The sequence below is a fragment of the Paenibacillus cymbidii genome (genome assembly GCF_004764705.1).
Lineage (GTDB): Bacteria > Bacillota > Bacilli > Paenibacillales > NBRC-103111 > Paenibacillus_AN > Paenibacillus_AN cymbidii.
On sequence record NZ_SHLX01000051.1, the window covers coordinates 40825 to 51145 of the forward strand.

Genomic DNA, 10321 nt, shown 5'->3' on the forward strand with positions numbered 1-10321 from the left:
CGGAATCCCTCCTTATGCGCGAAATAGTTGCAGCGGATCGACGCGGTACGCTTTGAGCGCCGGTCCGAGCGAAGACAACGCCCCCACAATCAGCGTACTTGCCGCCACTGTCCATTCGTCTCGCATGACGCGCCACGCGTCGATTTGCACGCCGGAGAAGGCGAAAACCGCATCGCGGCTGAAGTAACCGCCGACATGGCCGGCGATCAGGCCAAGCACCAGGCCGATGCCGGTCAGCAGCAGCCCTTCGCCGAGCAAGGCGAACCAGATGAACGTTCCGGACTTGCCGAGCAGCCGCAGCAAGCCGACGTCTTTTTGGCGCTCGTTGACGGCGGCGATCAGCGACAGCAAGACGGAGATGGCCGCCAGCACGATGCAAAGCGCGGTGACAACCGATACGGCTTGCCCGCCTTTATCGACAACGTTAACCACATCGGCGACCGCTTTGCTGGAATAAATCGCCTGTACCTGGTTCAGCTTGTCGTATTTCAGCTTGATCGCCTGCGTGCCGAGCAGCGATTTCGGCTTGATCATGATCGCCGTAACCTGACGCTCCGCGCCGCTCTGCTCGGCATGGTGGACTGCCCAGGCGTAGTCGAGCGTCGTAAAGACGGCGCGGTCGTCCGGCGTTCGCAGCGGCGGCAAAATGCCAACGATCGTATAGGCGAACAACGCGTGCTCGTCCTCGTCGCCATCTTCGTCCGCGGCCCCTTCCACCAGCCCGTGCGCGCCATAAAACTTATCTCCTACGCGCAGATGCAGCGACTTGGCCACATAGGCGCCAACGACCGTTTCGCCCAGCTTGGCGTATAGTCTGCCGGCCTGCAGCTGTTTATCGCCGTAACGGGTCAGAAAATAACCCGTGTCGATGCCGACGACCGGGAACCCATTGTAATTGTCGCCGGTCGTCATGGCGTAGGCGGCGTCCAGGTCGTTCTCGCGGCGCACTTGCTCATATACGTCGAACGGGATATTGCCCGTCGGTGCGCCAACGTGGTAATACGTGCTGAGCGCAAGCTGTGACTCGCTGCCCTGGGCGCCGATCGTCACTTCGAACGGGCCGTAGCCTTTCTCCGCCCCTTGCTCCAGCCCGTCGCTGCACAGCAGCAAAAAGACGAGCAGCGCCACCGTTACGGCGACGGCCAGCACCGTCAACAGCGACAACGTTTTGCGGTACAACAGGTTGCGCCACAACAGCATCCATCCGTTCATCCGGCCTGCTCCCCCTCCTGCCCGGAACCGGCGGTTGCTTCATCGCCCCTCCGTTTGGCATTCAAATCGGCAATGTGCAGTTGTTTCGGATACATTTGCGCCAGATGGAGGTCATGCGTCACGGTCACCAGCGTCAGCTTCTCCGCCGCGCACAAGTCAAGCAGCAGCTCCATGATGCTGCGGGCCGTTTCCCAATCGAGGCTGCCGGTCGGCTCGTCGGCCAGCACAAGCGGCGGCTTCGCAATCAACGCTCGGACGATCGCGACCCGCTGCTGCTGGCCGCGCGACAGCTGCCCTGGCAGATGGTGGCGGCGGTCCGCCAGACCGATGCGCTCGAACCACGCCTCCTCCTGCTCGTTGCGCTCCCGCTTCGACCAATTGCCAGGCATCGTCAACGCCACGTTCTGTCTGGCCGTCAACGAGGGCAACAAGTGAAAGTCCTGAAAAATATAGCCGACCTGACGCGCCCGAAACCGGTCCCGCTGCGCTTCGGTAAAGCGGTGCAATGCATGGCCCGCGACAAAAATGTCGCCGCTGTCGGCGGTCATAACGCCGCTCAACAGGTGCAGCAGCGAGCTTTTGCCGCTGCCGCTCGGACCGGTCAGCGCAATGCGCTCGCCGGCTTCGACAGTCCATCGCGGAATGCTCAGGATCGGCAGCCGCCTGCCTTGCACAACGAACGATTTGATCACTTGCTTCATCTCAATCATGTCGTTTGTCCTCCAACGGGAAACGGACAGAGGAACACGCGTCCCCCTGTCCATCATTTCCGTCTTTCGCAAGGCCGATATTAGTTCAGAACAAGCCGTTCCGACTGGGCATCCCAGCGCATGCTCGTGCCGAGCAGTTGATTCAGCACGTCCAGCGGCAGGTAAAGCGTGCCGTTGTCGACGTTGCCTTTCGATGCGGCTTCGCCGTTTACGTTGACGCCGGCTGTCGTTACGTCCACGGTCACCTGAACGCCGGCTTTCGTCAGCGTCGCCAGATGTGTCGCTTCGTCCCACGATACCGCCGCGCCGAACGAGTCGGCCATTGCGCGGGCCGGGTACATGACTGTGCCTTCGCGGGTTATTTTGAACATCGGATACGCGTATTTCGCTTGCAGCTCTTGCGTTGCCGCCGCCAGGTCGACGCCGATCACTTTCGCTCCGCTCTTGGCGATATCGGTGTTGTCGACGTCGCCTTTCACCAGGTCCGCAATCGGCCCGTAAGCCCACACTCCTACGTCGACAGCCGTATGGCCGTGGCCGGTCCAGCCTACGGCAAGGCGCTTCGAAACAACCGCGTTATAGCCGCCCGCCCGTTTGTACGAAGAGCCGTCGCCGGCCAAAATCAGGTTCACTTCTTCATCCGTCAAGTCGATGAAACCGATGTTGTCGGCGACGATTTTGCGGATATCGTCCGCCGTTTTGGCCGCATTCAGCAAGCTGTCCAAGTATTCGTACGAATGCTTCTCCTTGTTGAACAAGTCGACGTTCAGCTCGTAAATGTTGTTGATGCCAAGCGACAAGCCGCCGGTTTCATGGTCGGCCGTAATGACGACGGAAGTGTTGCCGTCCTTTTTGGCGAAATCCATCACCGTTTTGACCGCGGCGTCAAAATCGAGCATTTCCTGCACGTTGGCCGGCAGGTCGTTGGCATGCCCGGCATGGTCGATGCGGCCGCCTTCGATCATCATCATAAAGCCGTTTTTATTTTGCGACAAAATGTCGATCGCTTTCTGCGCCATTTGCGACAAGCTCGGCTGCGACGCGTCGCGGTCCAGCTTGTACGGAATTTCGATCGGGGCGAACAGGCCGAGCGCCTTGCCGCTTGTTGCCGGCAGCGCGTCCAGCGCCTGAGCGTCGAACACGGTTTTGTAGCCGGCCGCCTCGAAATCCGGAATGATGTTTTTGTCGGTGCGTTGCCCTTTTTCTTCCTTTGTGACGAAGCTCGCTTTGCCGCCGCCAAAAAAGACGTCGACGCCGCTGGTCAGAAATTGCGAAGCGATCGCCGTTTGGTTGCCGCGCAAACGTACGTGCGAAGCGAAGGCGGAAGGCGTGGCGCCAACGATGCTGTCAGTCGTGACGAGCCCGGTCGTTTTGCCCGATTTGATCGACGCTTCGATTACCGAACCGAACGGTTTGGCGATATCGGTGTTCGAGACCGAGATGGCGTTGTTATAAGTTTTGTTGCCGGTGCCGAACGCCGTTGCTGCCGCGGCCGAGTCGGTAACGGCGCCGGATTCGGTCGAATACGGGCCTTGCTGCGAATAAGTCGTCGCTTTGCCGACATAATAATGATCCAGTTCAAGCCGGTCCTGGTTGAGAAATTTTTTGGAATAATAGCGTGCCGCGGTCACTTCCGCCGGTCCCATGCCGTCGCCGATCATCACAATCAAATTTTTGGAAGGCGCCGCTTGCGTAGTGGAAGTTGGCGAAACGCTCGTGTCCGCTGCGATCACATTTCCCGCCAGCGCGATCGGCAGTACGGAAAGGGCAAGTCCGGATACCAGCGCCCGTTTGGCTGATTTGTTCAATTCGTTTCCCTCCATGCAAAATGGTTTGTCATCCCCCTCATCGTAACCGACGACTGTTATGCGATTGTCAGCGGAAGATGCGGGACATGTTATCCCGAGGTATCGAAATTGTAAAAGCGGCAACACAACCTTAGACACCGGTTTCACCCGCCGCTCCCCAATACGCCGCTATAAGGCTGAAAACATTGAAATCAGCCTTATTTCGCTGCTATTCCGTCAATTTACAGCTTAAATTCCTTAACTTTATAATTTTAGTATTAAATAGGATGTTGTAGCAGGAAAATCTACCGTTATTTTTCCGCTTTCTCCAGAAAAATCGAAAATAACAGGAAATCCTCCTGTTATTTTGGCGTCTTTTGCCGAAATTCGGCGAAACAGCGAGAATTAACGGGAGGTTTTCCTGTTACTTTGGCAAATCCCTGATTTTGGCGAGAAATAGCGATAGGTTTTCCCAGTTATTCGCCTGGCAAGCGTCTAAGCCGGAGGCGTTAAGGCTGTTTCATCCTTGCTTCGCTGACATGCCAACTTACGACCAGGCCGCCCTTCCGGGCATAAGCTGCATCATGCTGGATTGGAGTAAACGCGAAAAACCGACCCACACTATGGCGGATCGGCTGCGGCAATAGGCGTTATCGGGGACGGTCAACGGGCGTCTGTCTCGCTGTCGCTACCGTACCGCCAACTGCGCCGTTCGGCGGATGTCCGGGCTTTCCAGAATCGTTGCGTCCACGTTTCCGATCGCCGTCTGAATCATTGCCAGCCCCACTTCCCGCAGCGTCACGAAGTAACGCGGAAACAGCTTGTTGAGCGGCGGATACAGCCAGGTCAGCGCGCGATAGTAGCGGTGCGTATTGCGCAGTCCCTTCGTCGGGTGGATGTAGCCGGGGCGAAACATGTGCGCCTTGTGCAGCGGCAGCCGGAGCAAGGCGTTCTCCGTACGTCCCTTGACTCTTGCCCACATGCTCCTGCCGTTCTCCGTGCTGTCGGTGCCTGTCCCCGACACATAGCAGAGCACCAGGCTCGGATTCCACTCCGCCAGTTTGCCGGCCACATGCAGCGTCAATTCGTAGGTCAGCCGCGTATACTGCGCTTCGTTCAATCCGACGGACGTAACGCCGAGGCAAAAAAAGCAAGCGTTAACGCCGGTTAACCGTTCGTGGAGCGGGGTAATGTCGAAAAAGTCGGCATGGATGATTTCCGTCAGCTTCGGATGAGTGACGCCGCAAGGCTTGCGGTTCACCACGATCACCTGTCCGATCTCCGGGTGCAGCAAACATTCATGAAGCACTCCCTCCCCCACCATGCCGGTCGTCCCCGTAATAAGCACGCATGGTATGGCCTTGGCGCCTGTTGGCATCGCCATCTCGCTCCTTTTCTACTGTATATTCGTAACGATATCGGATGAATAAAGATCTGTCAAAAAGCGTCGATGCCATTCGATTTGACATCTTCCCCAATTTCTCCTACAATAAAAGCACGCTTAATTTCCGTTTGTTGTTGCAAGCGGAAAGCGGGGGAACCAATTTGTGGGGCGAATCGCTGCCTTGGCAGCGTAGGGAACCATCTATCCCGAGTCCGTCAGCTAACCTCGTCAGCAGGAGATGGGTCATCATCCCGCTTATTCGCGTACGCTAATGACCCTATTATTTTGGGGTCTTTTTTGTTTTTCGCCGATTGCGACCCTCCAACTGCTGAATAGCGCAACGTTCGGACCATTCCGGCCTAACTCGCAAACTGGCGCCGCAAGGCGGCGTTTCGAGTGCCGAACAAGGGGGAATACGAATGATGCAGCAACCGTTTCACGACCAGGATAAGCGCAGTTCGGCCGTGCCGCCCGTCATGAGGCCTGACCAACCGCGCGGCCGCGCCCGCACCGCCTCGGCTCCGTCGCTTTATGCCAGCGATTATTACCTTCGATTGATTCAATGGAACGATCCGCACGATCCGATCCGGCTGCTTCTCCTCCCCGTTGCGGGAGAATCGCACGAATACGTCCGTTGGGACGCGTCGGACGGCGATGCGTCGGACATGGCGGACGGCTGCCGCCATCACCATCCGTCATCGGCAACGCTGTATGTATCGAACGCCTGTTATTGCCGGTACTGCTTCGGCAAACGGTTGTTTCGCGACGGGGCCCGCGAATCTTGCCTCGAAACGGAACCGGGCCTCGCGTATATCGCCGCCCACCCGGAAATCAGCCACGTTACGCTTGGCGGCGGCGACGGCCTGATGCTGGAAACGTCAGCCCTGCGCCACGTGATCGAACGGTTGCGGAGCATGCCGCATGTGAAAGTGATTCGCTTCGGCTCGATGATGCCCGTGTTCCAGCCGATGCGCATTTACGAAGACGAAGCGCTGCTGGAGCTGATTCGGTCGTATTCGTCTCCCGAACGCAAAATTCACATCAGCGTGCAAATTCATCACCCGCGCGAGCTGACGCCGGAAGCGCTGCAGGCGATTCGTTCGCTGCGCGAGGCGGGTGCGACAGTCGTCAGCCAAACACCCATCTGGAAAGGCGTCAACGACGATGCCGGGTTGCTGAGCGAACTGCTCGATCGGCTGCCGCTCGCCGGCGTGCTGCCTTATTCCTTGTTCGTCGTCAAGCCGCAGCCGGACAGACACCATTTTGCGCTGCCGCTTGCCGATGCGTACCGCTTGGCCGAACAGGCCAAACGGCAGTCGACCGGGCTCGGCAAACGCGCCCGCTTGTCGATGTATCACGCTTCGGGCAAGATGGAGCTGCTCGCCGTTGAAAACGGGCGCGCCTACCTCAAGTATCACCAGTCGCGGGAGCAGCATTTGCCGTCCTTTGTTTCTGTGGCGTGCGCCCCGGGCCAGCTGTGGATTGACGAGCTGCCGGCAGGCAACGGCGAACCCGGAGACAGGGAACGGGCGCTATTCGACCAAACCGACCGAAACGCCCTGGACGAAATCGATTTTGAAATCGACTTCGGCTCGCATGACGACGATGCCGAGTATGTACGAATCCGCACTCATTTTATTCCGGATTAATCGCGAAGAAGGCGGCGCAGGCCGTCTTTTCTTTTGCCCGGCCTTTGCCCGAAGCCCACATGCGCCGCGCGCAATCCGGCATTCCCATGGCCCCGGCCCGTAAGGTATAATGAGGCTAATCTATTGCGTGGCGATAACTTGCGAGAATGGAGCGATCGAAAGTTGCACATGGACATGATCGATATTCCGACCCACCTGATCGACGAGGACACCGATCAACCGCGCTACCAGTTTGACGAAGAGGCGCTGCAGGAGCTGATGCGCAGCATCGAGGAGCTTGGCCTGCTCTCCCCGATCAAGGTCCGCACAATTGCCGGCGGCCGGTACAAAATCATTTACGGCAACCGCCGCTACAAAGCGTGCAAAACGCTGGGTCGGCCGACCATACCTTGTATCGTGTCGACGGCGACCGACGAACGGGACATTTATCTGGAACAAATCGCGGAAAATTTGACCCGCGAAGGTTTTTCCCCGATTGAAGAAGCCGAAGCGTTCGACAAGCTGCTGAACGATCCGCGGTTCGCCAGCTCGATCAAATTTCTTTCCAGCAAGCTCGGCAAACCGGAATCCTATATCAAAAACAAGTGCGAGCTGCTCAAATTCGGCGTCGCCGTGCGGAAGCGCATCGTCGCCGGTGCGGAAATCCGCAAGGACAAGCTGACGGAAGACCAACTGCTGCCGCTTAAAGATTTGCCGCTGGAGCATCGCGATTCGCTCGCGCTCATCGCCGCGAAGGACGAGCTGCCGGTCAGCGACGTAAAAAAAATTGCCCGCCTCTTCAAAGACGCGAGCATTTCCGCGAGCACCAAAGACAAGCTGTTGTTCAAATCGGGCCGGGAACTGCTGGAAACGTGGTCGGTATTTGAGCTGAACAAAGCGGAGCGGGCCAAAGCACAGGCCGAGCCGAAGCCGGCAAAACCGGCCAAAACAACGGGTAAAGCCGAGCAGCCGGCTGCCGAACAGCCGCCGCAAGCGGAGACGAATCGGGTCGAGCGCGCCTTGCAGAAGCTGCTCGCGGCGATCCCTCCGGCAGACGAAACGTGGACCGAGCTGGAAGCGGACGCGATTGTCGAGCGCGAGCAATTCGTTAACGACATTAATCAGTTGCTGGCCAACATGCAGCGGCAAGCGGACGTCTGGGTCCGGCTGCGTGATGCGGTGCAAGCGAAACGTTAAACGATTTTTCCGTATGTTTCCGAGTGCCGGTCCGCAGCGAGCATATCTTCCTCCGTTTCGACGCCGGCTAACGGCGCCGCCGTTGGCAAACGAACGACAGTCCGCTGAAATTGCGGATAATGGAACAGTCGTTTCGCCTCGATCTCCCCTTCGAACCGGAACATGGCAGTGAACATCGGAGCGGATAAAATAGCCGGTGTCCATAGCGTATCGCCGCAGCCGCATACCGAATAATCGATTCCCGGATTCGCGGCGAAGGCGGCGCGCAATTGGCCGAGCAATGCCGGTGTAATGAACGGTTGGTCGGCCGAAACGATCAGCAGTGCGTCGGGAACGTCCGGCAGCAACGCCCGCACGCCGCGCTTGACGATACGGGACAAGCCGGTTGCCGTGTCCGGACAAGGGACAATGTTGATTTTGCCGGTAATGGCGGCCAGCCGCTGTCCTTCGGTCAACCAGTGCAGCGGATCGCCGAAACGAACCGCAACCGCGATCCGGTCGCAACCGCTTGCGAGCAGCACTCCCAGACCGACGCTGCCCAGACTGGCGCCGGACGGCAGCTTGCGGTCCATCTTTCGCTCCCCTATCGGTTTCGATTCTCCCGCCGCTACATACAAACCAGCCAACATGTGTATCCTCCCTGCCTTCAACCGGTTTCCGATCCGCTGCACCCTGCAAATGAACGCAAAGAAGCGGCTCCTTATCGCTTATGCGCGAAAGGAACCGCTTATTCCCGAACGAGTGCGTCGGGCCGGCGTTCTATTCCAGAAAATCCTTCAATCGTTTGCTGCGGCTCGGATGACGGAGCTTGCGCAGCGCTTTTGCTTCGATTTGGCGAATGCGCTCGCGGGTGACGCCGAATGCCTGGCCAACTTCCTCCAGCGTGCGCGTTCTGCCGTCGTCCAGGCCGAAACGCAGCCGCAGCACATTCTCCTCGCGTTCCGTGAGCGTGTCGAGCACATCTTCGAGCTGCTCCTTCAGCAGTTCGTAAGCCGCCGCGTCGGCAGGAGCAAGCGCGTCGTGGTCTTCGATGAAGTCGCCGAGATTGGAGTCGTTCTCTTCCCCGATCGGCGTTTCGAGCGATACCGGCTCCTGGGCGATCTTCATCACTTCCCGCACCTTGTCGACGCTAAGCTCCATCAGCTCGGCAATTTCTTCGGCGGACGGCTCGCGTCCTTGCGCTTGCTGCAGCTGGCGGGAAATGCGCACCAGCTTGTTGATCGTCTCGACCATATGCACCGGGATGCGAATCGTCCGCGCCTGGTCGGCAATCGCCCGCGTGATCGCTTGCCGGATCCACCATGTGGCGTAAGTGCTGAATTTGAACCCCTTGGTGTAGTCGAATTTCTCGACCGCCTTGAGCAGCCCCATATTGCCTTCCTGAATCAGATCGAGAAACAGCATGCCGCGGCCGACGTATCTTCGGGCGATACTGACGACAAGCCGCAGGTTCGCTTCCGCCAGTCTACGGCGCGCCGCTTCGTCGCCCTGCTCGATTCGTTTCGCCAGATCCATCTCGTCGGACGCGGACAGCAATTGGACGCGGCCGATTTCTTTCAGGTACATGCGTACCGGATCATCCATCTTGATTCCCGCCGGCAGCGAGATATCGTCTTCGACCAGCGTCGTCTCCAGCTCATGTTCGCTTGGCTCGTCCGGTGCGCGATCGGTGCGCAATTCCGCACCCAGTGCAACGAGCCGCTCGATAAACTGGTGGACTTGTTCGGGATCTTGATCAAAAGGGGCCAGCTTCTCGACAATTTCTTTATACGACAGCAGGGAGCCTTCCTTCACCGAATCCGTAATGTGCCGTTTCACTTGCTCCAGAGATTGCTGCTTATCTGTCTCCGTATGTCGGTCGTTGTTCAATACCCGGCTCCCCCTTCAACCTGACGATCTGACGCCATGCGGCCCAACTTATGCGTAAACGTTGACATTCTGCCCTAGTTGTGATACGATAATGGAAGTAAGGGAACGAGGTAGCAATAAGTGATAAGAACCTCATATCATTGTATCACACAGTCGAATAACTTTCAACCTAAACGATCGCCTTCGGGCGATTTTTTTCGTTTCCAAATCTATGAATCTCTACTTTATTATACGTTCACTTCACCCCCGCTCCATCGCCTGTTTTCAACATCGCAAAGCAGAAACGTTGCACAAAGCGCCGCATTCTCCTCTCCGCCAACTACAAATTTGCTTTCGTGCCGCTCCGATCAAACGTCCTGAAAAATAGGCCATGTTTTATTGCCTATTTCTCCAAAAACGGGCAGTCCTGTACCTTTGTCAAGAAAGTAGACACACAATTTAAGCGATCTGCTGTTGCTCGTAGTACCTTTTTTCGCATAAATGCGGGGTGAGGTAACCAATTGACGAATGGATGCGAGTGCGATTGTAATCAAA

9 protein-coding genes and 1 riboswitch are annotated in these 10321 nt (G+C 57.6%); of the genes, 2 read left to right on the top strand and 7 right to left on the bottom strand.

Going from position 1 to position 10321, the window contains the following annotated elements:
- Positions 1–12: 12 nt before the first annotated feature.
- From EXY20_RS36940 to EXY20_RS36955, 4 genes are all read right to left on the bottom strand, one after another.
- Entirely contained in the window at positions 13–1212 is a 1200-nt protein-coding gene (locus tag EXY20_RS36940; protein WP_135557455.1) for an ABC transporter permease, read from the bottom strand.
- A complete protein-coding gene (locus tag EXY20_RS36945; protein ID WP_135557456.1) occupies positions 1209–1922 on the bottom strand; it encodes an ABC transporter ATP-binding protein in 714 nt (237 codons plus the stop codon). Before EXY20_RS36945 ends, EXY20_RS36940 begins: the two co-directional genes overlap by 4 nt.
- A gap of 80 nt (positions 1923–2002) precedes the next feature.
- On the bottom strand, positions 2003–3745 hold the full coding sequence (locus tag EXY20_RS36950; protein WP_135557457.1) for an alkaline phosphatase: 1743 nt from the start codon (positions 3743–3745) through the stop codon (positions 2003–2005).
- 652 nt (positions 3746–4397) lie between these two features.
- On the bottom strand, positions 4398–5087 hold the full coding sequence (locus EXY20_RS36955) for an NAD-dependent epimerase/dehydratase family protein (protein ID WP_135557458.1): 690 nt from the start codon (positions 5085–5087) through the stop codon (positions 4398–4400).
- Positions 5088–5197: 110 nt separating this feature from the next.
- Positions 5198–5340, top strand: a riboswitch (cyclic di-AMP (ydaO/yuaA leader).
- 172 nt (positions 5341–5512) lie between these two features.
- Here EXY20_RS36955 and EXY20_RS36960 point away from each other — a divergent pair.
- A complete protein-coding gene (locus EXY20_RS36960) occupies positions 5513–6742 on the top strand; it encodes a KamA family radical SAM protein (protein WP_135557459.1) in 1230 nt (409 codons plus the stop codon).
- A 168-nt stretch (positions 6743–6910) separates the two neighbouring features.
- The gene (locus EXY20_RS36965) at positions 6911–7918 is read left to right on the top strand and encodes a ParB/RepB/Spo0J family partition protein (RefSeq protein WP_135557463.1); all 1008 of its coding nucleotides are present in this window, start codon (positions 6911–6913) and stop codon (positions 7916–7918) included.
- On the opposite strand, the gene EXY20_RS36970 is transcribed toward EXY20_RS36965, so the two are convergent.
- From EXY20_RS36970 to EXY20_RS39625, 3 genes are all read right to left on the bottom strand, one after another.
- Complete coding sequence (locus EXY20_RS36970; RefSeq protein ID WP_135557460.1) at positions 7915–8547, bottom strand: nucleotidyltransferase family protein; 633 nt, start codon at positions 8545–8547, stop codon at positions 7915–7917. The two genes, EXY20_RS36965 and EXY20_RS36970, sit on opposite strands and share 4 nt — an antisense overlap.
- A gap of 130 nt (positions 8548–8677) precedes the next feature.
- Positions 8678–9787, bottom strand: coding sequence for an RNA polymerase sigma factor RpoD (rpoD, locus tag EXY20_RS36975; protein WP_135557461.1), 1110 nt, complete (start codon positions 9785–9787; stop codon positions 8678–8680).
- A gap of 347 nt (positions 9788–10134) precedes the next feature.
- The coding region (locus EXY20_RS39625) for a hypothetical protein (protein ID WP_207671399.1) at positions 10135–10321 on the bottom strand (187 nt) is incomplete at its 5' end.

What these genes read in the sequence shown, in the direction of transcription:
- EXY20_RS36960 (WP_135557459.1), top strand. Translation starts at nt 5,513, where the DNA reads ATGATGCAGCAACCGTTTCACGACCAGGATAAGCGCAGTTCGGCCGTG.
- EXY20_RS36950 (WP_135557457.1), bottom strand. Translation starts at nt 3,745, where the DNA reads ATGGAGGGAAACGAATTGAACAAATCAGCCAAACGGGCGCTGGTATCC.
- EXY20_RS36970 (WP_135557460.1), bottom strand. Translation starts at nt 8,547, where the DNA reads ATGTTGGCTGGTTTGTATGTAGCGGCGGGAGAATCGAAACCGATAGGG.
- EXY20_RS36965 (WP_135557463.1), top strand. Translation starts at nt 6,911, where the DNA reads ATGGACATGATCGATATTCCGACCCACCTGATCGACGAGGACACCGAT.
- EXY20_RS36955 (WP_135557458.1), bottom strand. Translation starts at nt 5,087, where the DNA reads ATGCCAACAGGCGCCAAGGCCATACCATGCGTGCTTATTACGGGGACG.
- EXY20_RS36940 (WP_135557455.1), bottom strand. Translation starts at nt 1,212, where the DNA reads ATGAACGGATGGATGCTGTTGTGGCGCAACCTGTTGTACCGCAAAACG.
- EXY20_RS36945 (WP_135557456.1), bottom strand. Translation starts at nt 1,922, where the DNA reads ATGATTGAGATGAAGCAAGTGATCAAATCGTTCGTTGTGCAAGGCAGG.